The following is a 25,179-nucleotide window of genomic DNA, read 5'->3' as shown; positions in this document are numbered from 1 at the left end:
GCTTCAGTGGGGGTGCCTGGGGCCGCGGACGCACAACTGACGATCAACAGAAAGCTCATCGCGCTGAGAGGCGCGGTCCAGATTTTCCCGAACCGAGTTGTTTGTGCCGTCATCGCCTCACCCGCCAGTTCCAGCAGTCTTCCGACTTGTCAGACGGTACCGCGAAAGCACCGCACCGTCTTGCCGCCTTGAATTAACCATAACACCTCAATCGCCGCCGGTCATGTGGCGTTCAATGCCGGCGCAACGGTGTATGTATATTGTACAAGAGTCGGTCGTCAGCCGAGGCGGCGCTTGCGCGGTGCTTCGACGCAGAGATTATGTGCCACCGAACAAGAAAAAGCCCACTTCCACGAGGGAAACGGGCCATTTTCCAGCGGATTGAGCCAGGAAAATCAGGTGCGCTTTTCGCTTTCCAGCTTTTTGGTCATGCCTTCGATCTTGTCGATGAGCGCTTGAGCCGAACCGTTTGTGCGATCAAGCAGGGCGAGGAATTGCGCCCTCTGTTCTATGCCAAGCCAGATCAGGTTTCCGTCGAGGTTCAGCGCGACATCGACCACCTGGTACTGTCCATTGCGCAGTAGCACGCGCCACCGGACGTCCATGTCCTTGCCGTCATCGCGGCGGATGACCGTATTCACGATCGAATCGGTTTCGGACCGGTCGACCGAATCTTTCACGACCACCGCTTCGCCCCGATAGGCATCGAGCTCGTTTTCGTAGACTGAAAGCGCGTAATCCCTGAAAACCTTCTGGTATTGAGCGAGCTCAGCCTCATTGAAACGGCGGGCATACTTGCCAATTGCGAAATTGGCGACAGCCTTCATGTCCGTGAATTCGTCCATATAGGCATTGAATTTCTGAGTGCGCTCGTCGGCATTGAGGGATGGGTCGTTCAGGGACGCCAGCACCTCACTGGCATTCTTCTGAACATAGGCTTCTGTTTTTGCGTCCGCTGCAGCCGGCAGCGCCAGCGCGGCAAGCGCAGCAAGGGCGATGGCGGGGGTCACAAGGCGTTTCAAAGGGCGAGCTCCTGCTTCAGTCGTGTCTGCTTGGCTATTCGTCAAATTCGTCAAAATCTGGGAGATCTTCGTACAACTCTGAATCATCCACCGGACGACCATTACGAATCTCAGTCTGACGCTGAGATGAATAAATACGGCGAAGGGCCACATACGGTTCCGGCTGCGCGTTCAGCTGTTCGATCTGATCTTCCAGTGCGACACGCGCATTCAGCGCAGACAATACACCCCGGCCGGTGGCAATTTTGTCGTCGAGGTCGGGATCGCCGTCGAATTCTGTCCACGTCAATGGATCGATGGCGTGGTCTACACCCATGCCGAAAAGATCACGCGGTGTGGTCGGACCCACTATGGGCATGACCAGGTAGGGGCCGCTATCGATGCCCCAAACGGCCAGCGTCTGGCCGAAGTCTTCGGAGTGGCGCTCCACACCCATTTGTCCTGCAGCGTCCCACAGGCCAGCAATGCCGACGGTCGTGTTGATGGTGAAACGAACGAACGTATCGGCCGCTCTTGACGGTTCCGCCTGCAATACGTCGTTCACAAATATAACGGGTGCGCGAAGATTGCGCAGGAAATCGCCGATCCGGTCGCGGGCAAATTCCGGAGTGACGGTCTTGTACGCGCCAGCCGCCGGACCAAGTGCATATTTGTCCACGCCATTGTTGAACGCGAACATTTGCCGGTTGAAACCTTCATAGGGATCGGCGACAGCACCGGGGTCTGATGGATCTGCCGGAGTTGTGGCGCATGCACCGAGCGTGAAGGCCATCGCGGTGGCCGCAATTCGGAATTTCATGATTGCGATTTCCCATTTCCTGGACCGGTACATGGTTGTTTCCCCCAATTGACGCAACACGCACTTATGTAATTCCGATTACATGCGACTATGCTGCAACAGCGGTTTGGTTTCTTGCAAAACATATAAAAGAATGTTTATATGTTCTTCATGAGCGAGCGATTTGACCTTACGCTGGAGCGGCTGCGGGCGGCTGGAGAGCCAACCCGTTTACGTATTCTCGCACTTCTGCGTGAACGCGACCTTTCCGTCGGTGAAATCGTGCAAATTCTTTCCCTCAGCCAACCGCGCCTGTCGCACCACCTGAAAGCGCTGACGGGGGCTGGGCTTGTTGAGCGATTGCCCGAGGGATCTTTTGTCTTTTACCGCGCCGCAAGCCGGGGTGATGGCCGGATATTCCTGGATTCCCTATTCGAGCAACTAGGAGACGGAGTGCCCGAAATATTACGGGATGCAGAACGTCTCGACGAAGTCAGCGCGACGCGGGCTGCCTCTGCGCAAGCATATTTTTCGTCCGTCGCAGACAATTGGGATGCCATTCGAACACTCCACTACCCGAACGAAGCGATAGAACAGGCCTTGCTCGAGATTGCCGGGCCGGGGCCCTTTCGCCGGGTTGTGGACTTCGGCACCGGTACCGGCCGGATGCTCGCGCTTTTTGCTCCGCGTGCTGTGGAGGCCGAAGGGATCGACCTCAGTCATCACATGCTGACGGTGGCCCGCGCAAATCTGGAGCGTCACGGCAGCCCCGTCGCACGTGTCCGTCAGGGAGACGTCACGGCCGTTCCATTCGAGAATGCTTCGGCCGACCTCGTCATCATCCATCAGGTGCTACACTATGTTGATGCGCCGAACCGGGTGATTGCCGAAGCCGGACGGATCCTCCAGCCCGGCGGGCGGCTTCTTGTCGTGGACTTTGCCCCGCATGACCTGGAATTTCTCCGCACCGAACATGGTCACCACCGCCTTGGCCTCTCGCCTGACGCCATGGAGGGGTGGACTGCTGCGGCCGGACTGAAACTGTCCGAGCCGCGTGCATTCGCGCCGCCACCCGAAAACGAACAAGGACTTACCGTCCATATCTGGACCGCCGAAAAGTCCGCAAACGCGCAGGAGTCCGCTGCATGAGCACCTCTACGCCCCACGTTTCATTCGAATTTTTCCCGCCAAAAAGCGATGCCATGGCAAACCGCCTGTGGGATACCGTCCAGCGCCTGGAGCCCATGGCGCCGGACTTCGTGTCTGTTACCTACGGGGCCGGCGGGTCCACCCGTGAACGGACTCACGAAACTGTCAAACGCATCGCCCAGGAAACCAGCCTGAAACCGGCTGGTCACCTGACCTGTGTGTCGGCGACGAAGGCGGAAGTGCTGGCGGTTGCCGAGGAGTACTGGCAGGCGGGGGTGAAGCACATCGTGGCGCTGCGGGGTGATCCGCCGGCGGGGATGGGGGCGAAGTTCGAAATGCATCCGGGTGGCTTCCGGGATTCGGTGGACCTGATCCGGGGCCTGCGCGAGCATCGGCCTGAACTCGGAAAATGTTTCGAGATTTCAGTGTCCTGCTATCCGGAGCTTCACCCTGAGAGTCTGGGCTGGGATGCCGAGATTGCCTTTCTCAAGGCCAAGCAGGATGCTGGAGCAGACCGTGCCATCACGCAATTCTTCTTCGAGCCGGAGACTTATCTGAACTTCCTGGACAAGGCCCGGGCAGGCGGCGTGACCATGCCTATCGTGCCCGGTATCATGCTTCAGGCGAACTTCCGCGGACTACAACGGATCAGTGGACTCTGTGGCGCGACTATACCGGACTGGCTGGCAGACCTTTATGATGGCCTCGACGACGACGAGGAAACCCGCGAACTGGTCACGGCGAATGTCGCGGCAGATCTCAGCCGCAAGCTCGCCGAGCAGGGCGTGCAGAACTTCCACTTCTATACGCTGAACCGGGCGGGGCTGGCCCTGTCCACCTGCCGCTTGCTCGGCCTGAAACCTCACCCTGCTCAGGCGGCCTGACCCATGTCTTCCAATCCAATCCACATCACGCTGGTCACCCTCGGAGTTTCTGATGTACAGGCCTCGGCAGCGTTCTACGAAAAGCTCGGCCTGAAGCGCGCACCAGCTTCTCAAGAGGCGGTCGTTTTCTTTGATATGGGCGGCGTCGCGCTTGGTCTGTATGGCCGGGAGCCGCTCGCAGAGGACGCCGGCGTCCTGCCGCGGGGCGAAGGCTTTCGGGCGGTCACGCTGGCCTGGAACCAGATGAGCGAAGAGGCTGTCGATGACGCCATGATCCGCGCGATCGAGGCTGGCGGCCAGTTGATCAAGGCCGCGGAGAAAGTCTTCTGGGGCGGCTATTCCGGATATTTCGCGGATCCGGACGGCCACCTCCGGGAAGTCGCCTACAACCCTCATTCGCCTTTGCGCGAAGATGGAACCATGGAGCTCTAGATGACCAGGCAGGAACGGATTGCTGCGCTGAAGGCAGCCGCGAAAGAACGCATCCTCATTCTCGATGGCTCATGGGGCGTCATGATCCAGCGGCGCGGCCTGGAAGAGGCGGACTATCGCGGTGACCGCTTCACCGAGGCGAAGTATCCGGGCCAGATGAAGGGGAACAATGACATCCTCTGCATCACGCGGCCCGACATCGTGACCGATCTGCACGACGCCTATTATGGCGCTGGCGCAGACATTTCCGAGACGAACACGTTCAGTGCGACGGTCATTGCGCAGGACGACTACAAGCTGGACGCGCAATCCGTACGCGACATCAACCTTGAAGGCGCAAGGCTCGGCCGGGCTGCGGCCGATGCGTGGACCGCGAAGGAGCCGCACAAGCCGCGCTTCCTCGCAGGCTCCATCGGGCCGCTGAACAAGATGCTGTCCATGTCGTCGGATGTGAATGATCCCGGCGCGCGCTCTGTTACTTTCGATGAAGTGTATGAGGCTTACCGCCAGCAGATCCAGGCGCTGAACGAGGGCGGCGTCGACCTCTATCTGATCGAAACGATCACCGACACGCTGAACTGCAAGGCCTGCATCAAGGCGATCATGGACCTTGAAGCCGAAGGCATGGAAAAGCTGCCGATCTGGATCTCCGGCACGATTACCGACCGGTCTGGCCGCACGCTTTCCGGCCAGACTGTGGAAGCCTTCTGGAATTCGGTCCGCCATGCCAAGCCGTTCGCCATCGGGTTCAACTGCGCGCTCGGCGCGGACCTGATGCGTCCGCACATCGCTGCGCTTTCCCGCATCGCGGACACGCTGGTTGCTGCCTATCCGAATGCCGGTCTGCCGAACGAGATGGGCCAGTATGACGAACAGCCGGAACAGACCTCCGGCGCTGTTGGCGGCTGGGCGCAAGACGGCCTCGTAAACATTCTGGGCGGTTGCTGTGGCACCACGCCAGAACACATCGCTGCCATCGCCAAAGCCGTGGAAGGTGTGAAGCCGCGTGATCCGGCCCCGGAAAAGCACACGATGCGCCTTGCCGGGCTGGAGCCGTTCGAGGTGGCTTCGTGACCAACCCGCCCGTTCAGGCCGGAGACCTCTTCGTCTTCTACGGTCTCCTGAAACTCGGTGCTGCAGGCCAGCCAGCAGACTTGCCGCTCGGCAGTGCGGGTGTCTTTGGTGCACCATGCCGGTTCCGTGGGCGGATGGTCGATCTGGGTGGTTTTCCCGGCGTGGTGGCTGGCGATGAGCTTTGCCACGGCATTCGCTGGAAAATGAGCGATGTATCCATTATCGGCCCCATGGATGAGTTCGAGGATGTGACCGACGACCCGGCCACCAGCCTCTATATTCGCACGCGCATTCCGCTGTGCGACGGCACAGGAAACGAAACCGGCGAGACCGCCTGGATTTATTGGTACAACAAACCGGTTGATGGGTTCCCACCCGTCGCCGATGGCAACTGGCCGCTCGACGCCGGAAAAACGAGAAAATGACTTCTAACGCTTCCCAGTCCTTTGTGAACGTCGGTGAACGCACCAACGTGACAGGCTCCGCCGTATTCCGTCGCATGATCACGGAAGGGCGCTACGCAGATGCCGTTGAGGTTGCCCGCCAGCAGGTGGAGAACGGCGCGCAAGTGATCGACGTCAATATGGACGAAGGCATGCTGGATGGTGCCGAGGCGATGCGCACCTTCCTGAACCTGATTGCCGCCGAACCGGATATTGCGCGGGTTCCGGTGATGATCGACAGTTCCAAATGGGAGGTGATCGAGGCCGGCCTGAAATGCGTTCAGGGCAAGTGCATCGTCAACTCGATCTCCATGAAGGAAGGCGAGGGCATTTTCCGTGAGCAGGCGGCAAAATGCCTGTCCTATGGTACGGCTGTCGTCGTCATGGCGTTCGATGAGGTCGGGCAGGCCGACACGAAAGATCGCAAAGTCGAGATATGTCAGCGGGCGTTCAAGATACTCACCGAAGAGGTCGGCTTCCCGGCGGAAGACATCATCTTCGACCCCAACATCTTTGCAGTCGCGACGGGAATTGAGGAACACAACAATTACGCCGTGGATTTCATCGAGGCTGCGCGCGTTATCCGGGAAACCTGCCCGGGCTGTCATATCTCCGGTGGCCTTTCGAACGTGTCTTTCAGCTTCCGGGGCAACGAACCCGTGCGCCGGGCGATGCACTCTGTATTCCTCTACCACGCCATTCCGGCAGGCATGGATATGGGGATCCTCAATGCTGGCCAGCTGGACATTTATGACGACATTGAGCCTGAACTGCGTGAGCGGGTCGAAGATGTCATCCTCAATCGCCGTGACGATGCGACCGAACGCCTGATCGAGATCGCTGAAGGCCTGAAGGGCCAGAAAGGCAAGACGGCCGTCAAGGACCTGTCATGGCGCGAGGCGCCAGTGAAGAAACGTCTGGAACATGCGCTGGTTCACGGCATCACCGAATTCATCGATCAGGATACGGAAGAGGCGCGCCAGCAAGCCGAGCGTCCGCTGCATGTCATTGAAGGCCCGCTGATGGACGGTATGAACGTCGTCGGTGACCTGTTCGGGTCCGGCAAGATGTTCCTGCCGCAGGTGGTGAAATCCGCCCGCGTGATGAAGCAGGCTGTCGCATGGCTCGAACCCTACATGGAAGAAGAGAAGCAGCGCCTTGGTACGGTGGATATCTCCAACGGCAAGGTGCTGATGGCGACCGTGAAGGGCGATGTGCACGATATCGGCAAGAACATTGTCGGCGTGGTGCTTGCCTGCAATGGCTATGAAATTCTCGACCTTGGCGTCATGGTTCCGGCGGAGACCATTCTCGATACGGCAGAAAAAGAGAGGGTAGATGTGATTGGCCTCTCCGGCCTGATCACGCCGAGTCTCGATGAGATGGTCTATGTGGCTGCCGAGATGCAGCGCCGGGGCATGGTGCAGCCTTTGCTGATCGGAGGAGCGACGACCAGCCCCGCGCACACGGCGGTGAAGATCGATCCTGTGATCAAGTCAGCACCCGTGGTGCACGTGGCCGATGCCAGCCGCGCGGTAGGCGTGGTCAGCGCGCTTCTGAGTGACGGTGAGAAGCAGGGGCTCGTTGAGCAGACCCGCGCCCGCTATGAGCGCATGCGTGAAGCCCGTCAGGGCGGGCCGCCAAAACCGCGACTGCCGATCGAAGAGGCTCGCGCCAAGGCGCTGCAACCCGATTGGGACTCCTATGAACGGCCCGCGCCGACTTTCGAAGGTGTTCGCACGTTCGAAGATATCGATCTGGCGACGCTGGCGCGTTACATCGACTGGACGCCTTATTTCTCCGCCTGGGATCTCGCAGGGAAATATCCGGCCATTCTGGAAGACGAGATTGTCGGTGAGGCGGCGACCTCCCTCTGGAATGACACACAGTCGATGATGCAACGCCTCGTCGGTGAGGGCTGGCTGAAGCCCAAGGCCGTGGTCGGCTTCTGGAGGGCCAATCGGGATGGGGACGATATCCGTTTGGCAACCGGCGATGTGTTCCACACCCTCCGTCAGCAGATGGAGAAGGACAATACGCGCCCGAATTTCGCCATGTCGGATTTCGTGGCGCCTGAAGGCGAGGACTGGATCGGCGGGTTCTGCGTCACCGCGGGCGGCGAAGCCGACGCAATTGCTTCGGAATTCGCGAAGAAGGGCGACGATTATTCCTCCATCATGGTCAAGGCGCTGGCCGACCGGTTTGCCGAGGCGATGGCCGAATACATGCACGAACAGGTGCGCCGGGAGCTGTGGGCTTATGCACCGGACGAGGTGCTCTCGAATCCGGACTTGATCGCTGAGAAATATCGCGGCATCCGTCCGGCACCGGGCTATCCGAGCCAGCCGGATCACACCGAGAAAGAAACACTTTTCCGTCTGCTCGATGCAGAAAGCCGGATAGGCGTATCACTGACGTCGAGCTTCGCCATGACGCCGGCGGCCAGCGTGTCGGGTCTTTATTTCGCCCATCCGGATTCGGTCTACTTCGCCGTCGGCCGGATCGAAAAGGACCAGGTGGAGGATTATGCCCGCCGCAAGGGGTGGGATCTGCGTACAGCAGAGCGTTGGCTGGCGCCCATTCTCAACTATGATCCATTCGCTGTGTGATTTTGGAGGCGCCGCGACTGGAAGGACTGGCGCGAGTCGCATAGACAGGGCCAGGGGCCACGGGAAGGGCGGAGGCAGTCATGACAGATAACCGGCTCATGGGAGAAAACGCGAAAATTGTCGCGACCCTGGGACCCGGCAGCCGTTCACCCAAGGAGGTGGTGGCTCTGGCTTACGCCGGCGTGGACGTTTTCCGCCTGAACTTCAGCCATGGGGAGCATGCCGCTCATCTCGAAGCATTGCAGACTGTCCGCGCTGCGGAAGAGAAGACCGGTCGCCCGCTGGCCATCCTGGCTGATCTGCAGGGGCCGAAAGTCCGTGTCGGAAAATTTCCGGAAGGTGGACTGCGTCTTGGATTCCGGAAGGAATACGACCTCGTCGCGGCCGAGGAAACTGCCGAAGCAGACACGATCTCGGTGCCGCACAAGGAAATCGTGGAGATCCTCGAAGTGGGTGACACGATCCTCGTGGACGACGGCAAACTGATCCTGACAGTAACGCAAGCCGGCCGTACGCCGAAGGTTCGGGCAGAGGTTCCGGGCAAGCTGACCGACAAGAAGGGGTTCACTGTTCGCGGCAAACCCTTGCCGGTCCGTGCACTGACCGACAAGGACCGTGCGGACCTGGAGTTTGCACTTGAAATCGGCGTGGACATTGTGGCGCTTTCCTTTGTTCAGAGCGTGTCTGACGTCGAAGAGGTAAAGGCAATCATCGACGGCCGGGCGCCGCTCGTCTCGAAACTGGAAAAGCCGGCTGCGATCGCGAATCTGGAGGCAATCGTCGAGGCATCTGATGCCGTCATGGTGGCACGCGGCGACCTTGGTGTGGAGTTTGCCCCGGAAGATGTGCCGGTCATCCAGCGCCGCATCGTGCGTGTGGCCCGGGCGCGCGGCCGTCCGGTGATTGTGGCGACGCAGATGCTGGAGTCGATGATCGAGAATGCCGCGCCCACTCGGGCTGAGGCGTCGGATGTGGCAACGGCAATCTATCAGGGCGCCGATGCCGTGATGCTTTCCGCGGAAACCGCTGTGGGCCGGCATCCGGCGACAGCCGTCGCCATCATGGCCCGGATCATTCGAGCGACGGAGTCAGCTGAAGATTACCGTCAGGCGATTGCCCAGTTCGCCGGTGAACCCACCGAGCCGTCGGCTGTCGATGTTGTTGCGACCACCGCGCAAGCGATGGCTTGTGCCGAGGGGGCGGGGGCTCTCGCGCTCAGGACCGGGGCGTTTGAGCGGCTGGCGCGTTTCGCTCGCGTTCGGGGCCCTGCGCCTATCCTTTATGGCTCGCTGGACGACCGTCGTCTCCGGCAGGCTTGTCTCCTCTGGGGTGTTCATCCCCAGCGGCTGAATGCCGGGGCGACCTACTGGTATCGCGACCTTATGGAGGCTGCGGGCCTGAAAGGCCGTGTTGCTTATGCCCGCTGGTCTGGAGACGAGGCGCGCTTTGCCTGGGAAGTCGGCGTGGGCAAGGGCGAGGACGGCAAGCCGATCACGAGTGCATGATCATCACTGGCGAATGATCAATGTGTCGCCTTTGAACTCATAGGAGTAGAGTTCACCCAGAAAGCTCATCCCGAGTAGCGATTGCTCCAGGCCTTCTTTCAGCACCATGGCGCTGACATCTTCCATTTCCACCCGTCCGATGCGCACACGGTCGAGCATGACATAGGCGCCCTGCGTAATCCCGCCGGCTGTCCGAATCTCATTGCTGAACTCCAGATCAGACGGGTTAAGTCCGATGCGTTGAGCATCGTGCAGGGTCAAGGCAACAATGCTGGCGCCGGTATCGACCATGAAGCGGATATCGGTTCCCTGGACATCAGCGCGAGTCCAATAGTGGCCATCCGCTTCCCGGCTGATAATGGCGGCTTTGTTGAAATTTGCGCGGGGCGAAGAGCTGATGTCTGGTGCGCCGGTGTTGGTCAGGGAGGCGGCAGCTGGCGTCCCGCCGTCCATAGCCTCCGTCTTGGGGACTACGAAAAACACCACGGCTGCGGCAATCATGAGTGCCGCGGCGAGCATGGGGAGAACGTGTCTGGCGTACATGGTGTCAGCGCTTTCCCAGAGCCTCCAACCGGGTGATGCGCTGGGGCAGCTCAGCGATAACGCTGTCGCGGCCAGCCTCCCCCATGGCGACCCATTGGCCAATTTCCTTCAGTGAGCGCCCACAGCCTAGGCACCAGCCCGTCGAAGCGTCAACTGCACATACCTGAATGCAGGGGGACTTTATTGGTTCGCGAGACATGAATATACCCAGTATCCAGTGAGGGTTGCGGGGTGGAGTGTATCAACGGCAAGGTAACAAATCCTTGTCGTGCAGACACCCTGTAACCTGTTATTATGATGGCGGAATCGCGCCAGCGGAATGCAGGAGTATATTGACGTGCCCGAACCTGTTCGCGAAGGCTCGCCTCTGGCGGATGTGCGTGCACTCGTCCTGAGCGCACCGCCCGCGCCCACCGAACCTGGAAAGCAGGTGCGGGAAGCTCTGCTTGGCATGGGGCGGGAAGGGGATTTTGGGCGCCTTGGCGAGGCAGCGGAATGGCTGGCCAATTGGCAAAACCGGTATCCGCCGCGCATCGAGAAGCCGACGCTGGCTATATTCGCCGGATCCCACGGTATCGTCGAAGAAGGCGTTTCCATGTCTTCCAATCAGGATACCCAGGCGCATGTGAGCGCTCTGCGGGAGGGGCGGGCGCCTCTTTCAGCGATCGCGACGCAGGCGGGCGCAGCCATTCGCGTCTTTGAACTGGCGCTCGACAAGCCGACGCCGAGCATCGCCGAGACGGCGGCCATGTCCGAGAAGGAATGCGCGGCGACCATTGCCTACGGATTTGAAGCCACTGAAGATCATCCGGACTTGCTGGCGCTTGCTGTGGCAGGTGCAGGCGTCGGCACGGCCGCTGCAGCCGTAGCATGCGCGCTGTATGGTGGCTCACCGGACTATTGGGTTCGGCCCAGCAGCCAGACATCCCCGACGCTTTCCCGCAAACGGATCGAACTTGTGAGCCGGGCGCTGACGCTTCACCGTGGACACCTATCCGATCCGCTGGAAGCGCTGCGCTGTCTTGGCGGGCGGGAACTGGCGGCCTGTGTTGGCGCGATCATCGCGGCGCGGCATCAGGGAATTCCGGTTGTGCTGGACGGATTTGCAACGACCATCGCCGCCGGCGTCGTGCACGCTATCGATCCCGGGGCCATCAGTCATTGTCTGGCCTCTCACATCACCCGCCGGCCGGCACATGAGGCTGCGTTGGAGCGTATCAGGCTCAAGCCGCTGATGCAGATGGAGTTCCAGACGGGTGGCGGATTGGGATCTGCCTCTGCGATCGGCCTGTTGAAAACGGCCTGTGCGCCTTTCATCGCTGAACCAGCCGCTACCTGACGCAGGGGAATCTGCGACTAATCAGCGAGTTAGTTTACGTTGACGTTCGCGTCACCTTGCCAGCCAGTATAAATGGCTGACATAGAGAGCTGTGCCTGTCAGCAGGATCAGACCGTTTCGGAGGAGCACGTTATGAATCTGGAGTTTACGCCTGAAGAGATCGAATTCCGTCAGGAAGTTCGGGCCTTCATCGAAGAAAATTATCCCAAGGAACTGGCTGGTGCCGGTACCCGCGAAGACCTGAGCCGCGAGCAGTTTCTCGCCTGGCACAAGGTGCTGGGCAAAAAAGGCTGGTCCGTTCCGGCATGGCCGGAGAAGTACGGCGGCACCGGCTGGACCTCGACCCAGAAATACATCTGGGGTGAAGAGAACGCCCGCATGGACGCGATCATGCCGCTGCCGTTCGGCGTCTCGATGGTCGGTCCGGTAATCTACACCTTCGGCAATGAAGAGCAGAAGGCGAAACACCTGCCGGGCATCCGTTCCGGCGACGTCTGGTGGTGCCAGGGCTATTCCGAGCCGGGCGCCGGTTCCGACCTCGCAAGCGTGAAGACCACCGCAGTGCGCGATGGCGATCATTATGTCATCAACGGCCAGAAGACCTGGACCACGCTTGCGCAGCACGCCGACTGGGGCTTCTTCCTTTGCCGGACGGACCCGAACGCGAAAGCCCAGGAAGGCATTTCCTTCATCCTCGTCGACATGAAGACGCCGGGTATCGAAGTGCGCCCGATCAAGCTGATCGACGGCACGCATGAAGTGAACGAAACCTGGCTGACGGACGTCCGCGTGCCGGTCGAGAACTTGGTTGGCGAAGAGAACAAGGGCTGGACCTACGCCAAGTTCCTGCTCGCACACGAACGTTCCGGCATCGCCGGCGTGGCCCGCTCCAAGCGTGGCATCGAGCGTCTGCGCGACATCGCCACGAAGGAAACGGTTGACGGCACGCCGCTGATCGAAACGCCGGAATTCTCCCGCAAGATCAGCCAGCTTGAAATCGACCTGACGGCGCTTGAGTTCACCGAACTCCGCACGCTCGCTTCCGAAGCAGCCGGCAAGGGACCGGGCCCGGAAAGCTCGATCCTGAAAGTGAAGGGCACCGAGGTGCAACAGCGCCTGACCGAACTCACGCTGGAAGCCGTGAACCATTACGGCGCGCCTTATGCCTACGGTATGGAAGCCACCGGAAACGGTGCAGGCATCGGTCCGGACTATGCGGACTATGCGGCCGAGACGTATTTCAACATGCGGAAGACGTCGATCTACGGCGGCTCCAATGAAATTCAGCGCAACATCATCACGAAAATGATCCTGGGCCTTTAAGCCCGAGGCCAGAGAGGAAACGACTCAAATGGATTTTAATTTCACTGAAGAACAGGGAATGCTTCGCGACAGCCTCGCGAAGATGATCCGCGACCAGTACGACTTCGAAACCCGCCGCAAGGTCGTGGCTTCGGCCGAAGGCTGGCGGAAGGACATGTGGATGCAGTTCGCTGAACTCGGCCTGATGATGGCGCCGTTCAGCGAGGAAGACGGCGGCCTCGGTGGCGGTCCGATCGATGCCATGGTGGTGATGGAAGAGTTCGGCAAAGGCCTCGTGGTCGAGCCGTACGTGCCGAGCGTTGTTTGCGGCGGCGGCTTCGTGAAGCGTGGCACGGATGCGCAGAAGGAAGAGTACCTCTCCGGCATCATGTCGGGCGAGACCATCTTCGCCTTTGCCTATGCCGAACCACGCGGCCGTTACAACCTGGCCGACCTCGAAACCACCGCCAAGAAAGACGGCGAAGGGTTTGTCATCAACGGCCACAAGGCTGTTGTTATCGGCGCGCCGTGGGCGACCCACCTGATCGTCACCGCACGTACGTCCGGCGGCCGCCGCGATGCGAACGGTGTGACGGTGTTTGTTGTCGAGAAGTCGGCGCCGGGTGTGTCCACACGTGACTACCCGACCGTCGACGGACGCCGCGCTTCGGAAGTCTATTTCGAAAACGTCGCTGTCGGCGCTGAAGCCGTCATCGGCGAAGTCGACAATGGCCTGCCGCTGATCGAACTCGTTTCGGACGAAGCTATCGCCGCGCTCTGCGCCGAAGCGTGCGGTGCGATGAAAGTCGCCCACGAAATGACGGTGGAATACTCGCGCCAGCGCAAGCAGTTCGGCACGGCGATCGGCAAGTTCCAGGTCCTGCAGCACCGCATGGTCGACATGTTCATGGAGTACGAACAGTCGGTCTCCATGACCTACATGGCAACGCTAAAGCTGGGCGATGACGAAGTCACGCGCAAGAAAGCTGCGTCGGGTGCCAAGGTGCGCATCGGCCAGGGCGGCCGCTTCGTTGGCCAGCAATCGATCCAGATCCACGGCGGTATGGGCATGACGGACGAACTGGCCGTCGGTCACTACTTCAAGCGCCTCACCATGATCGACTCCGAGTTCGGCAATGTCGATCATCATCTGAAACGCTATACGGAGCTCTCTGCTGCAGATGTTCCGGTGGCGGCTGAATAGGCTACGCCTGAAATCAATATTTCAGGACGGGGGATCGTTTCGGCGGTCCCCCGTTTTAGATTCTTCAATCAGGCGTTAAGTGCCGCTTCGGCGGTGAGGAAGTCTGCGACCTCCTGATTGGACAGGATTTCACGTGTGCGGGCAGGGGCACCGTCCGACAGGCGTTTCCGCTCTTCCTTATCATTCAGCAGGCGGATGATGGTCTCCGCGAACGCATTTGGTGTGTCTGCAACCTCCACCATGCCGTCGAGACGGCCTGCGAACCCTTCCATGGCGAGCGGATAAGCAACAACCGGCATGCCCAGCATCAGGTATTCCGCAACCTTGATGCTGACGCCGGTGGCCAGCCGGGTCGGCGCAATCCCGATCGCATGCGATCCGCCGATGTCTTCCAGTCTCTCCACCCTGCCGAGCAATATCATGTTGGGTGATTTTTTCAGCTCAGGTTCAATAGCGTCGCCAACGCTGCCGGCGACTTTGAGTTCAGCGGCGGGCTGGCGCTCCAGAATGATCGGCCAGATGTCTTTCAGGAAATGGTTCAAGGCATCGACATTTCCAGCATGCGTTGTCCCGAGGAAGACGATTTGCGGATTTCCTTCAGATGGAATGTCGCCGAACTCCGGCGGCACGGGACGCAGCCAGACCATATGTTCGGACGGGAATGCCGGAGGGAAGAATTCCATCTCATTGGCCGAGGCGTGGACGAAGAAGTCCGCCGACTTCACCCATGTGCATTCTTCCGCTTCGCTCGTCTCGTAGAAATCGAACTCAAGGCCTTTTTCGCGGTAGCGCTGGGCCCGGCTCCAGAGGACGTCGTGTACGAAAACGCCTTTGCGTGTCGGCTTCTTCAACTGATCGAGCACAGGACCGACGGAACTGTATTCTGCGATGGTAAGAGCGGATGCCTTACTGTCCGCCGTGCGTGCCATACGCGCGACTTCTTCGGATGACATGGGACGGCCGAAATAGTTCCGCCATTGTACCTTCAAACCGGCGCGCCGCATGATCTCGTGAATGATCCGAACGCCGAAGCGCACCCAGATGCGAGGCGAGATCGACCAGTAACGTCCGCCTGCTTCGATCGTGCCCTCCCAGGTAACCTCGTCGATCAGGGCTCGGAGACGGGGGTGGATGGAGGCAAAAGGGCGGTTTCCGAAGGCATGCCAAGGCGCAAAAACGACCCGTACGCGAAAGCCGGCGGCCTTGGCTGTGCGCAGGAACGTTTCCAGAAAAGCACCATTGCCGGTGGTGATCGCGTCCAGTTGGCGCTGTACCAGCAAGGTCATCGTCTTGGAGGAGTTTGTCATGGGCATCGGTGTTAAGGCTGTTCTCAGCCATCGCCAATGCAAGTTCACCGCCAGCTGGCGTGTACGTCAGTCAATGGCTGACTGGGCCAAGAAGTTTCAGGCCGACTTTACCTGCTTCCCGCCATATAATCTTGCAGGAAAGATGAATTTCACTGGTGCCGTCCACCGGTGAGATGGCCAGCACGGCCGGGCCGAGTGGGATATTTTCGACTGGTCCGGCGAGGCTCGCACCAGCGGCGGACCAATCGACCATCGAGGTTTCAATCCAGGTCCTGAATCCTGCCGGCCTGAGGCGGGTTAGCCGGGTTGCGCTATGTCGCCGATAACTCCGGCGAGGGACGAGTGCTGTCATGGTTAATCCGTGGTGCTACTACGGGTTCTATGCACAGCGGCATCGGATGGTTCGAAAAAATCAGTGAGCCCCCGATAGCCGGTTGGCGACGTCGTCGGCGATGGCGAGAGAGCTGGTCAGCCCAGGTGACTCAATTCCGTGCAGATGAACCAGGCCGGAAATTCCATGAAGTTCCGGGCCGTCGATCCGAAAGTCGGCCGCTGGTTGTCCAGGCGCGGAGAGTTTGGGGCGGCAGCCGGAGTAGTCTGCTGTAAGCACACCATCCGGTAATTCCGGCCAGTATTGTCGCACCGCTTGGTAGAAACTGGCCGCCCGGCTCTGGTCGACTGCATAATCGACCCGGTCTGGATCGGCGTGCCCCAGCCACTCAACGTCCGGGCCGAAACGCATACGGCCCGCGAGGTCGATAGTTATGTGCACACCAAGTCCGCCGTCCACGGGGGCCGGATAGATCAGCCGTTGAAATGCGGCCTTCGTCTGGCAGCTGAAATAGTTGCCTTTTGCAAGTGTGAAGTACGGAATGAGGTGAGGCGGGTAGCCTTCCATTTGCCGGGCAACCTGAATGGAACGAAGGCCGGCGCTGTTTACCAGTATCCGGGTCGTGATGCTCACCGGTTCAATACCGCCCACTTTCAGGCGGAAGCGCCCGTCGGTCAGGATTTCTACACATTCCACCGGAGTACCGAGGACGACAGTACCGCCATGGTCTTCGAGGTCTCCCTGCAATGAGAGCATGTAAGCATGGCTGTCGAGAATGCCGGTTTCCTCTGACAGAACAGCCGCGTTGCAATTCAGCTTGGGCTCCAGAGCCTTGGCGTCTGGACCCGTCAGGAGGTGGAGGCCTTCCACGCCATTCCGTGTACCCTGATCGAACAATGACTGCATGTGTTGTATCTGAGCTTCAGAGGTTCCGACGATCAGCTTGCCTGTCTTGCGATGGGGAACGCCACGTTCCAGCATCCACTGGTACAGTCGCCGGCGGCCGGTTACGCAATGCTGGTGTTTAAGTGAGCCGGCAGGGTAGTACAGGCCTGCATGGATTACTTCGCTGCTGCGAGCCGACGTGCCGGTTCCGATGCCGAGGGTATTTTCCAGAACGAGCGTTTCGCGTCCGGCACGGGAAAGCGCCGCGCCGCAGGCAAGCCCAACCGCGCCGGCTCCGATCACGATGGCTTCGGTTTCAGTCAAAGGTGGTGTGCTCTGGTTCTGCGGCCGGAAAGGGGGCTATATGGAATGGCTCTCTTGCATTGTATCTCAGCCATACTGAAGGCCGGTCCAGCCTCATTGCAATACAGGCGTGGCCTGCGCACGGTGCATGTTCCATGAGCGGTATGGGTAATTCGTATGATTTGCCCGGAAATTGCATATTGTGCATGCGAATAAACCTGTAGTCAGGACCGATGTTGGAAAAGACCGCCCCTGCGATGTATGACGAGACGAAGGTTGCGATCATCATCCCGCTTTATAACGATGAAGCAAACATCGCGCGAGCGCTTGAAAGTGCCGTGGCGCAGAAGCAGCCGGAGGGCATTCGCTTCGAAGTGCTGGTGGTGGATGACGGATCGAAGGACTCCGGTCCGGAAATCGCCGAGGATTATGCGCGCCGCTTCGAGAATGTGACCTTCCTCAAGATGGAACAGAATGGCGGTCCGGCTGCGGCGCGAAATCTGGCATTGCAGGCAACGGATGCTGGCTGGTTCACGCCATTCGACAGTGACGACATCATGCTCCCCGAACGTGTTGCGGCGCTGCTCGCGAAAGCTCAGGCGGGTGACTTCGATATCGTCGCTGACAATCTGTTGATCAGTTCGAGCAGTGCGCCTGAAACGGTTAGTCGTCATCTCTGGCCAGAAAAACCACAAGGTGACGTGCCTCTGACGACTGCCTTGTTTGTTACCCGCTCCTACGACGTAGAGATGGAGCGGACGGAACTCGGATTCCTGAAGCCGCTGATCCGCCGGCGCGCCGTTAAGCATGTGTCAGAGACATACCAGTCTGATATTCGGTTCGGAGAAGACTTTGAGCTTTACGCGCGCTTGCTGGCCGATGGGGCAAAAGCTGTGCTCACGGATCCGGAAGGCTACCTCTTTGTTGTACGTGAGGGGTCTGCATCCCAACGGCAGGGCGCCGACGATCATCGCAAGATGGCTCTGAGGGGGCGCGAATTCCTGAAGAGGGACGGATTGGGAGCCGAAGAAAGGGCTGCCTTCTCAGGGTTCACGCGTTACAGCGAGCGGGAGTGGGCGGCCTGGACAGCAATTGAGGCAGTTCGCGCGAAAAATCTTATGGGTTTGTTCAAGGCGTTCACGATTTCAAGCTCTGCCAGCCTGTTTGTTGCGGGCAATCTGCTCAAGGCGGTTGGTGGTAAGCTCAACGGCAAAACCCGCCCCGTGGGGTCTGCAACCTGAGAAATTCACCTTTTGGGCGGAGTTTGCGCTATTTTGGCGGGCTGATGGTCTTAGTCTCCAGAGCCGACCTGTTCCAGCCCGTCAAGAAAGAATGCGCGCGCCAAAATCAAAGTTAATTTTGTGCTTTTGAAGCAACGCCGCTTGAAAAGGTACGCGCAACAAGGGAGGTTGACGGGAAAACTCGCCGTTGCGGCCAGTTCTCATGTATCTAAAGGTTAACGGCCTCCTGAAACCTTGCAAGTCGGTGGTATGACACTTGCAAAACGATTGAGGTAAACGACGACCTGTACGCTTTTCCGACGCGTTTGTGAGGGAACACAGAAAAATGAACCATCTTAAAAGACTTTGCCTTCTCACGGTTGCCGGCGGCAGCCTCATCGCTGGGACAGCTGCAGCACAAGGGCAAGGCGCCGATAATTTTTACAGCCGGAACAAATATGAGGCTGTGAAAGACCGCCGTCAGCCGGCTTTCGATCCTGAGCCGATCCGTCTCGGAACGTTCCTGGTGGACGCCACCGCCCTTGCGGGTGTGACGTACAATTCGAACGTCTATGCGCAGAACAACAACGAACAGTCCGATGTGATCATCCGGATTGGCGGCGAAGTAGCCGGCCGCACGAACTGGAATGTGCACCAGATCGGCTTTGATGTGTCGGCCTACCAGAACGAATATCTCGATCTGTCGGATGAATCCGCGCCGACGCTCCATGCTGGCCTGCGCGGTCGGCTGGACGTTTCCCGTGAGTTCTCACTGGGCGCGCGTGTATTCGCCGATAAGTCTGTGGAGCAGCGCTACGAGCCGGCTGGTCTTGGTGGACTTGAGAAGCCGATCAAGTACTCGATTGCGGGTGGCGAAGTCAGCGCCGACTACACCAATGACCGTGTTCGCTGGAACAATGCAGTGGGTGTGAGAGACTTCAACTACGAGGACGGCCGCATTGTCGGGTCTGGCGCCGTTGCTGACCAAGATTTCCGTGACCGCCAGGACACGTACGGTAGAACACGCCTTTCCTATGCGGTCTCGCCTGACCTCGCAGTTTTCGCTCAGGGCACTGTGCATGACGAATCCTATGACTCCGCGCAGCTCATCGGTGGCCAGCCCCGGTATCGCGATTCCGAGGGCTATTCCGTTTCTGCAGGTGTCGATTTTGAACTCCAGACTCTGATCCGCGGTGATATCGCTGTCGGCTATCTTAATGAGGACAAGAAGGACGACTTCTTTGCGGATGTTGATGGTCTGTCTCTCGATGCTCGGATCCAGTGGTTCCCTTCACGACTGACGACGGTCACCTTCACTGGTCGCCGCAGCGTACGGGACACCGGTGTCTTTGCGTCGCCGAGTTCTCTGGCGACCAGTTTTGGGGCCGAAGTAGACCATGAGCTTCGCCGGAACCTGATCCTGTCCGCTCAGGCTGGATATACCGACTACGAATATCAGGAAATCGACCGGACTGACGAAATGTCCAACTTTGGCGTGGCGGCGAAATACAAAATGAACAAGCGCCTGCACGTTGATGCCTTCGCACGCCATCTGTCCTGGGATTCCAGTGGGGCAAATCTGGCAGTCGTGCGATCCTATGGGATCAATCTGATTGGTGTCGAGCTTCGATACCATCCATAAGCAGGGGCGGCCCTGTCCGCTTCGTTTGCTCACTCTAATTTTCGGTGTGGTGTTTTGACCAAGAGTTTCAGCTTCGAGCTACCTTCCCAGATAACCGGGCATGATGCCCCGTCCGGTGAGGAAACATCCTTTGACCTGAAGTCATTGATAGGCATTGTCTATCGCCGATTCTGGCTGATTGTGACCGGTTTCCTGGTCGTCTTTCTGGCCGTGGCCTACATCACATTTACGTCGACGCCGGTCTTCAAGGCGGAGACGACAATCCAGTTGGGCACGAACCAGGAGAATGTCATCGATCTTGGCAGCGTGTTGGGCGGTATCGTTGCCAACACGGCCGCTATCGACACCGAAGTAATGGTGATCGGCTCCAAGTCTCTTCTGACGAAGGTGGCGGAGCGCCAGAAGCTGATCGAAGATCCGGAATTCAATTGGACTCTCGTTAAAAAGAAGCCTGGCTTGATCGATGGGTTGGTCAAACCGATCAAAAAAAGCCTCGGCATGCGGACGGAACACGTCGACCCCTATGCTGGCCTTAGTGCTGAAGAGCGCGAAGCCGCGATAATGGAGTCGGTTGTCGCTGCTCTCCGCAATAGCGTAAGCGTTTCTCGCGTTGGCACGACTTACCTGTTGACCGTAACAGTCATGTCGACTTCGCCGGAAACGGCTGCACGCCTTGCGAACGCCGTAGCGGACCAATATCGCGTGCAACAGCTGGACACAAAGCTGGACGCAACCCGGCGCGCTACGGAGTGGCTTGGCGAACGTGTGTCCGGTCTGCGAGATGAGGTGTCGGAAAAAGAAAACCGCGTCGAAGTGTACCGCGCCCAGAACGGTCTCGACACCGCGATGGGTACGACGCTGGCCGAGCAGAAAATTGCTGACCTGACGAAGCAGAAAACCCAGTTGGATTTTGAGCTCAGCCAGGCCCGTGCGCGTTATGAAAACATGCGCCGTCAGATCGATGCCGGAACCGGCGTTGATGGCATCAGTGAAGTGCTCGATTCCCAGTTGGTCTCTCGCCTGAAAGAGCAACTTTCGGTGCTGCGCGGACGTGTTGCAGAACTTGAAACGAAACTTGGCCCTCAGCACCCGGAATTAATCGGTGCGCGGAATGAGGTTCGCGATGTTGAGCGTCAGATGGCGGCCGAAGTGAGCCGGATCGCTGACAATCTCGAAAGCGAGGTCAAGGCAAAGCAGGACCAGGTCAACGCGATACAGGCCCGTATCAATCAGGCCAATGCTCAGCTGCGCGATAACTCCATTGCGAGTGTCCGGCTACGCGAACTGGAGCGGGACGCTGAAACCAGCCGGGTCCTGTATGAGGAATTTATCGCTCGTTCCAAGGAAACCAGCGTTCAGGATGATCTGGTTCAGGCTGACGCCGTGATCCTGTCGTCCGCATCCGTGCCCCATAATCCGGCGGCTCCGAAGAAAAAGCTGAATCTCCTGATCGGCGCGATCCTCGGCGCGGCGATTGGCGCAGCGATGGCGATCATCGCTGAAATGTTCGATGCCAAGATCAGTTCGACGGAAGACATTGAACGCAAGCTGGGGGTTTCGGCCATCGGTTCCGTGCCTTTGATCCGCGCGTCAAACCTGTTTGGTCTCGGCCAGACGAACCCCGCCGATTACCTCGTGGAAAACCCTCTATCTGCATACGCTGAAAGTGTACGCTATCTCAGAGCGGCGATCGCTTTCTCCGATCTCGATAGCGAAACCAAGACAGTTGCGGTCACTTCGTCACTACCAGATGAAGGCAAGACCAGCCTGACACTCAGTCTCGGACGCATGTCGGCTATGTCCGGTTCCCGTACGATTGTCATCGATGGGGACTTCCGGCGCCGGCAGCTGACCGAAGCCGCAGGCATGTCGCCCGAAATCGGTTTCATCGAGCACTTGTTCGGTGCAGGCCAGTTGTCGGATGCGATCCAGAAGGACAGCAAGACGATGCTGGACATTCTCCCGCTGTCGCAATCCGGGCATACGCCGCACGACGTATTTGGCACACGTGCCTTTGATGACCTGCTTTCGCGCCTGCGGTCCATGTATGACCTGATACTGATCGATACGGGTCCGCTGCTTCTTATGGCGGAGGCACGTGTGGTCGCCGGCAAAGTCGACAAGACCATCCTGATGGTTCGCTGGCGCCATTCGACGCGTGCCGCCGTAAAGCAGTCGCTGAACCTGCTGCGGTCGTTCAATGCGGATATTCTCGGCGCAACGCTGAATATGGTGGATCTGAACCGCCGCCGTCACCACCGTGACCCGGGTGCCAGCTATAAGGCTTACCGCAAGTACTATCAGATGGAGACCAAGAAGTCCGTGTTCGGCTTTGATCTCAATGGTGCCGGAAAGCGGAAGAAAAAAGGTGCCAAGGGGCCCGTGGCCGTACAGACACCACCGGAACATGCCAAGAGGGCGGTCGAAGAAGAAGTCCCTGTGGGATTTGAATAGCCGGTAGCAAGCGGAACGTATCCATGTCGGGACATGCGCGGATCGCGAAACCATCCATGGAGCGCGAGGCCGTAGAGGGTTCGCGGCCTTGGCGCGTGGCGTATTTTGGACATGACGCGGGGGATGCTGCCATCCGCCGTCGCGTTCGGGCTTTTGATGATGATGGGATGGCGGTCACCGGATTCATGATGCGCCGTGGCGATGCCGATGCGACCGAGTGGAGGAATATAGACCTGGGACGGACGGCGGACGGCGCGTTCATCCAACGTATCCGTCAGGTTTTCGCCGGTGCAGCGATCGCTGCTGCGAACCGCGAAGAGCTCGCATCAGCGGATGTGATCCTTGCTCGAAATCTCGACATGCTTGCATGCGCTTATCTCGCGAAGCGCAGAGCAAAACTGGATACACCTGTGATCTACGAGTCGCTCGATATCCACCGGTTGCTCTGCCGTCAGGACGTGGTCGGAAAAGCGCTGCGCTGGTTGGAGAGCAGCCTGTTGTGCAGAACAAAGGGGCTCATCGTCAGTTCTCCGGCTTTTCTCAAGAACCATTTTGAACGTTACTATCCGGGCCAATACCGGGCCTTTCTCGTAGAAAACAGGCTCGCCGCAGGCGCGGAATACGGGCCACGGCCTGTGCCGCAGGCGCCTGGCTACGAACGGCCATTGCGCCTTGGTTGGGTTGGTGTTCTTCGCTGCCAACGGTCATTTGACCTTTTGTGTGCATTGGCAGACCGGTTCCCGGAAACTTTGGAAATCCACCTTCACGGCGTGCCTGCGCGCACGGAAATCCCCGTGTTCGAACCTGAAGTCTCAAAGCATCCGAATATGATCTTTCATGATCGCTACAAGTCACCGGAAGATCTGTCGGAGCTTTACGGTAATCTCGATCTGGTCTGGGCTGGTGACTTTATGGAGGCGGGGCTCAACTCAGTCTGGTTGTTGCCGAACCGGATCTATGAAGGTGGCTACTATTGTGTTCCGTCGATTGCGCCCGGCCAGACCCAAACCGCTGAATGGATCAAAGAGCGTCAGGCGGGTTTCATCATTGACGAGCCGTTGGAGGAGACACTGGCAGCATTGATCTCCAACTTGCTCAATGACCCTGACCCCATCCTGGCTTGCGCCAGGGCGCTGGCAAAATGCCCTGAAGATGACTTCGTCCAAACGGAAGGCATGCTCTCGGACCTCGTAAACTCGGTATTAAAAGCGGGAGGGCCGGTATGAACGTCATGTCCCGCAAAATGAAAGTGACGGAAGACACGACGCTAGTCTGGGCAAAGGTCTTCTCGGAAGATAAGGGGGCTCCGATCTGGTTTCAGGCCATCGTGACGGCCTGGTTCTTCTCGACCTACATCGATTTTCCGGGAGTGACGATTGCCCGGTATCTGCTGGTTCTGGCCCTGTTCGGTGTTATCGCGTTAAAGCACACGATTGTGCTGCCGAATCTCGTGCGCGCCTGGCCGCTTTTCGTTTTGCCTGTTTTTGCGCTTTCATCGATTCTGTGGACGCCCTATCCGTCCCAGGCCTTGAAACAAGGGGTGTATTTCATACTCACCCCGTTATTCATTATAGCGATCATTTCTATTCTCGATGCTCGGCGAGCGATGCGATGCTTGATGTTTTCTGGCTGGATCGCGGCTTTCATGGTGCTGCAGCAGTACTCGACGATCACAAACGGTGGTCCATACTCACATAAGAATTATGTCGCCTTGCAGATGAACTTCATGATGTTGCTTTCGTTGGCAGCAGCCCTGAATAGAAACGAGTTGAGGTGGATACGCCTTGCGGCGCTGCCGTTCGTTCCGATGGGGGTGGTATTCGTTGTCAGTGCAGGTTCTGCGACCAATCTGGTGCTTGGTGGCGTCGGTATTATTGGGCTCCTTGTCCTGCGTGTGCTCTGGGTGGATATGGCGCGGGTCAACAATGCGCGCAGCTTGCTGTTCCTCGGAGGCATTGTTGTTGTGCTTTCCGTTCTGACAGCCGCACTGGCGATGCCGGGCGAGGATTTTGTCGGGGACGTGCTGGGGGCGCTCGGAAAGGACGGCACGCTCAGCGGCCGTACTGCAATCTGGTCAGCTGGACGGGTCGTCCAGGAGCAGCACCCAGTCTTCGGCACGGGGCTCGCAGGGTTCTGGCAGCCCGACAATGGGGCCGCACAGTCGATCAATTACCATGACTACAAAGCGTACGGCACGGTGCTTACTTTCCACAACGCCTACATGGAGGTGCGTGTCCACCTGGGATACATCGGTTGGGCGCTTTTTATCGGAACCTGGATCTGGCAGTGGCAGCGCGCAATCCGGAACTGGATGGTTTCGCATGATTTGGAAGCCTCAGCTCTCCTGGTGCTCCTTCTACTTGTGTTCACCTCCTCATTCACTGAATCCACGTCTTGGGGGGTCTTCAATACGCCGGCGAATATCATTCTGCTCGCATCGACAGCGGCCTTCAGCGCCAACCGGCGCAAATTCGAAGGCTATGTTCCGGTCAAGATCAGCGAAACCAGCGTCCATCAGGCGCGCTAGCCGGTAGACCCATTTTGGTGCCTTTCCGCACACCCCGGATCCCGCAAGTATTCGACACATTGCTGCCTTATTTCGCTCGGTGACTGCGTATCATATCCGGCGTTGCAGTTTGACGCCAAACGGGCAGACAGGAAAATTGTATCCGGAATTCAGGGCATTGCCGCTTCGCTCAATGAGCGCGAGTCGTCTGAAGCATGCCGACAGGTGACAATTCTGACAGCCACAG

General features: G+C 58.8%; 22 protein-coding genes. 15 read left to right on the top strand and 7 right to left on the bottom strand.

Going from position 1 to position 25,179, the window contains the following annotated elements; translation table 11 throughout:
- Window positions 1-395: 395 nt before the first annotated feature.
- Together R3C98_RS15600 and R3C98_RS15595 are read right to left on the bottom strand one after the other, a co-directional pair.
- Complete coding sequence (locus R3C98_RS15600; RefSeq protein WP_371315000.1) at window positions 396-1,022, bottom strand: phospholipid-binding protein MlaC; 627 nt, start codon at window positions 1,020-1,022, stop codon at window positions 396-398.
- Window positions 1,023-1,056: 34 nt separating this feature from the next.
- Window positions 1,057-1,821, bottom strand: coding sequence for a VacJ family lipoprotein (locus tag R3C98_RS15595; RefSeq protein WP_371314999.1), 765 nt, complete (start codon window positions 1,819-1,821; stop codon window positions 1,057-1,059).
- Window positions 1,822-1,971: 150 nt separating this feature from the next.
- Between R3C98_RS15595 and R3C98_RS15590 the strand changes: the two genes are divergently transcribed.
- The 7 genes from R3C98_RS15590 to pyk all read left to right on the top strand — a co-directional run bounded on the left by R3C98_RS15590 (window position 1,972) and on the right by pyk (window position 9,896).
- Window positions 1,972-2,949 (top strand): ArsR/SmtB family transcription factor, encoded by a 978-nt coding sequence (locus R3C98_RS15590; RefSeq protein ID WP_371314998.1) that lies wholly within the window; start codon window positions 1,972-1,974, stop codon window positions 2,947-2,949.
- Window positions 2,946-3,833, top strand: coding sequence for a methylenetetrahydrofolate reductase [NAD(P)H] (gene metF, locus R3C98_RS15585; RefSeq protein WP_371314997.1), 888 nt, complete (start codon window positions 2,946-2,948; stop codon window positions 3,831-3,833). The genes R3C98_RS15590 and metF overlap by 4 nt, the downstream gene beginning before the upstream one ends.
- Window positions 3,834-3,836: 3 nt before the next feature.
- A complete protein-coding gene (locus R3C98_RS15580) occupies window positions 3,837-4,265 on the top strand; it encodes a VOC family protein (RefSeq protein ID WP_371314996.1) in 429 nt (142 codons plus the stop codon).
- The gene (locus tag R3C98_RS15575) at window positions 4,266-5,339 is read left to right on the top strand and encodes a homocysteine S-methyltransferase family protein (RefSeq protein ID WP_371314995.1); all 1,074 of its coding nucleotides are present in this window, start codon (window positions 4,266-4,268) and stop codon (window positions 5,337-5,339) included.
- Window positions 5,336-5,764, top strand: coding sequence for a gamma-glutamylcyclotransferase (locus R3C98_RS15570; protein WP_371314994.1), 429 nt, complete (start codon window positions 5,336-5,338; stop codon window positions 5,762-5,764). The genes R3C98_RS15575 and R3C98_RS15570 overlap by 4 nt, the downstream gene beginning before the upstream one ends.
- Entirely contained in the window at window positions 5,761-8,391 is a 2,631-nt protein-coding gene (gene metH / locus R3C98_RS15565; RefSeq protein WP_371314993.1) for a methionine synthase, read from the top strand. The genes R3C98_RS15570 and metH overlap by 4 nt, the downstream gene beginning before the upstream one ends.
- Window positions 8,392-8,471: 80 nt before the next feature.
- Window positions 8,472-9,896: a pyruvate kinase gene (gene pyk, locus R3C98_RS15560; RefSeq protein ID WP_371314992.1), complete on the top strand. Its 1,425-nt coding sequence runs from the start codon at window positions 8,472-8,474 to the stop codon at window positions 9,894-9,896.
- A 3-nt stretch (window positions 9,897-9,899) separates the two neighbouring features.
- Here the strand turns inward: pyk and R3C98_RS15555 are convergent, their stop codons facing one another.
- Window positions 9,900-10,439, bottom strand: a complete 540-nt coding sequence (locus R3C98_RS15555) for a TIGR02281 family clan AA aspartic protease (RefSeq protein WP_371314991.1) — start codon at window positions 10,437-10,439, stop codon at window positions 9,900-9,902.
- 4 nt (window positions 10,440-10,443) lie between these two features.
- Window positions 10,444-10,638 carry a DUF1289 domain-containing protein gene (locus R3C98_RS15550; RefSeq protein ID WP_371314990.1) on the bottom strand — a complete coding sequence of 65 codons (195 nt, stop codon included), beginning with the start codon at window positions 10,636-10,638 and terminating at the stop codon, window positions 10,444-10,446.
- Window positions 10,639-10,776: 138 nt separating this feature from the next.
- Between R3C98_RS15550 and R3C98_RS15545 the strand changes: the two genes are divergently transcribed.
- The 3 genes from R3C98_RS15545 (at window position 10,777) to R3C98_RS15535 (ending at window position 14,284) form a co-directional block, all read left to right on the top strand.
- On the top strand, window positions 10,777-11,778 hold the full coding sequence (locus R3C98_RS15545) for a nicotinate-nucleotide--dimethylbenzimidazole phosphoribosyltransferase (protein WP_371314989.1): 1,002 nt from the start codon (window positions 10,777-10,779) through the stop codon (window positions 11,776-11,778).
- 132 nt (window positions 11,779-11,910) lie between these two features.
- Window positions 11,911-13,101 carry an acyl-CoA dehydrogenase family protein gene (locus R3C98_RS15540; RefSeq protein ID WP_371314988.1) on the top strand — a complete coding sequence of 397 codons (1,191 nt, stop codon included), beginning with the start codon at window positions 11,911-11,913 and terminating at the stop codon, window positions 13,099-13,101.
- Between the two features lie 28 nt (window positions 13,102-13,129).
- Window positions 13,130-14,284 carry an acyl-CoA dehydrogenase family protein gene (locus tag R3C98_RS15535; protein ID WP_371314987.1) on the top strand — a complete coding sequence of 385 codons (1,155 nt, stop codon included), beginning with the start codon at window positions 13,130-13,132 and terminating at the stop codon, window positions 14,282-14,284.
- A gap of 68 nt (window positions 14,285-14,352) precedes the next feature.
- Here the strand turns inward: R3C98_RS15535 and R3C98_RS15530 are convergent, their stop codons facing one another.
- The 3 genes from R3C98_RS15530 to R3C98_RS15520 all read right to left on the bottom strand — a co-directional run bounded on the left by R3C98_RS15530 (window position 14,353) and on the right by R3C98_RS15520 (window position 17,131).
- On the bottom strand, window positions 14,353-15,591 hold the full coding sequence (locus tag R3C98_RS15530) for a glycosyltransferase family 4 protein (protein ID WP_371314986.1): 1,239 nt from the start codon (window positions 15,589-15,591) through the stop codon (window positions 14,353-14,355).
- A 70-nt stretch (window positions 15,592-15,661) separates the two neighbouring features.
- Window positions 15,662-15,943, bottom strand: a complete 282-nt coding sequence (locus R3C98_RS15525) for a PilZ domain-containing protein (RefSeq protein ID WP_371314984.1) — start codon at window positions 15,941-15,943, stop codon at window positions 15,662-15,664.
- A gap of 60 nt (window positions 15,944-16,003) precedes the next feature.
- Complete coding sequence (locus R3C98_RS15520; RefSeq protein ID WP_371314983.1) at window positions 16,004-17,131, bottom strand: NAD(P)/FAD-dependent oxidoreductase; 1,128 nt, start codon at window positions 17,129-17,131, stop codon at window positions 16,004-16,006.
- A gap of 236 nt (window positions 17,132-17,367) precedes the next feature.
- On the opposite strand from R3C98_RS15520, the gene R3C98_RS15515 reads away from it, so the two are divergent.
- From R3C98_RS15515 to R3C98_RS15495, 5 genes are all read left to right on the top strand, one after another.
- Window positions 17,368-18,351 carry a glycosyltransferase family 2 protein gene (locus R3C98_RS15515; protein WP_371314981.1) on the top strand — a complete coding sequence of 328 codons (984 nt, stop codon included), beginning with the start codon at window positions 17,368-17,370 and terminating at the stop codon, window positions 18,349-18,351.
- Between the two features lie 325 nt (window positions 18,352-18,676).
- Window positions 18,677-19,972 (top strand): outer membrane beta-barrel protein, encoded by a 1,296-nt coding sequence (locus R3C98_RS15510; protein WP_371314980.1) that lies wholly within the window; start codon window positions 18,677-18,679, stop codon window positions 19,970-19,972.
- 54 nt (window positions 19,973-20,026) lie between these two features.
- Window positions 20,027-22,426 carry a GumC family protein gene (locus R3C98_RS15505; protein WP_371314979.1) on the top strand — a complete coding sequence of 800 codons (2,400 nt, stop codon included), beginning with the start codon at window positions 20,027-20,029 and terminating at the stop codon, window positions 22,424-22,426.
- A gap of 23 nt (window positions 22,427-22,449) precedes the next feature.
- Window positions 22,450-23,652, top strand: coding sequence for a glycosyl transferase (locus R3C98_RS15500; protein WP_371314978.1), 1,203 nt, complete (start codon window positions 22,450-22,452; stop codon window positions 23,650-23,652).
- On the top strand, window positions 23,649-24,953 hold the full coding sequence (locus R3C98_RS15495) for an O-antigen ligase family protein (RefSeq protein ID WP_371314977.1): 1,305 nt from the start codon (window positions 23,649-23,651) through the stop codon (window positions 24,951-24,953). The genes R3C98_RS15500 and R3C98_RS15495 overlap by 4 nt, the downstream gene beginning before the upstream one ends.
- The last annotated feature ends 226 nt before the right edge of the window (window positions 24,954-25,179 follow it).

This window comes from Hyphomonas sp. (assembly GCF_041398465.1).
Classification (GTDB): domain Bacteria; phylum Pseudomonadota; class Alphaproteobacteria; order Caulobacterales; family Hyphomonadaceae; genus Hyphomonas.
This window is presented reverse-complemented; position numbering and strand designations above follow the sequence as displayed.

Bases quoted from the DNA above. Each gene is read 5' to 3' on its own strand.
- R3C98_RS15550 (WP_371314990.1), bottom strand. From the start codon at position 10,638: ATGTCTCGCGAACCAATAAAGTCCCCCTGCATTCAGGTATGTGCAGTT.
- R3C98_RS15515 (WP_371314981.1), top strand. From the start codon at position 17,368: ATGTATGACGAGACGAAGGTTGCGATCATCATCCCGCTTTATAACGAT.
- pyk (WP_371314992.1), top strand. From the start codon at position 8,472: ATGACAGATAACCGGCTCATGGGAGAAAACGCGAAAATTGTCGCGACC.
- metF (WP_371314997.1), top strand. From the start codon at position 2,946: ATGAGCACCTCTACGCCCCACGTTTCATTCGAATTTTTCCCGCCAAAA.
- R3C98_RS15555 (WP_371314991.1), bottom strand. From the start codon at position 10,439: ATGTACGCCAGACACGTTCTCCCCATGCTCGCCGCGGCACTCATGATT.
- R3C98_RS15575 (WP_371314995.1), top strand. From the start codon at position 4,266: ATGACCAGGCAGGAACGGATTGCTGCGCTGAAGGCAGCCGCGAAAGAA.
- R3C98_RS15595 (WP_371314999.1), bottom strand. From the start codon at position 1,821: ATGAAATTCCGAATTGCGGCCACCGCGATGGCCTTCACGCTCGGTGCA.
- R3C98_RS15590 (WP_371314998.1), top strand. From the start codon at position 1,972: ATGAGCGAGCGATTTGACCTTACGCTGGAGCGGCTGCGGGCGGCTGGA.
- R3C98_RS15500 (WP_371314978.1), top strand. From the start codon at position 22,450: ATGTCGGGACATGCGCGGATCGCGAAACCATCCATGGAGCGCGAGGCC.
- R3C98_RS15510 (WP_371314980.1), top strand. From the start codon at position 18,677: ATGAACCATCTTAAAAGACTTTGCCTTCTCACGGTTGCCGGCGGCAGC.
- R3C98_RS15540 (WP_371314988.1), top strand. From the start codon at position 11,911: ATGAATCTGGAGTTTACGCCTGAAGAGATCGAATTCCGTCAGGAAGTT.
- R3C98_RS15495 (WP_371314977.1), top strand. From the start codon at position 23,649: ATGAACGTCATGTCCCGCAAAATGAAAGTGACGGAAGACACGACGCTA.
- R3C98_RS15530 (WP_371314986.1), bottom strand. From the start codon at position 15,591: ATGACAAACTCCTCCAAGACGATGACCTTGCTGGTACAGCGCCAACTG.
- R3C98_RS15535 (WP_371314987.1), top strand. From the start codon at position 13,130: ATGGATTTTAATTTCACTGAAGAACAGGGAATGCTTCGCGACAGCCTC.
- metH (WP_371314993.1), top strand. From the start codon at position 5,761: ATGACTTCTAACGCTTCCCAGTCCTTTGTGAACGTCGGTGAACGCACC.
- R3C98_RS15580 (WP_371314996.1), top strand. From the start codon at position 3,837: ATGTCTTCCAATCCAATCCACATCACGCTGGTCACCCTCGGAGTTTCT.
- R3C98_RS15525 (WP_371314984.1), bottom strand. From the start codon at position 15,943: ATGACAGCACTCGTCCCTCGCCGGAGTTATCGGCGACATAGCGCAACC.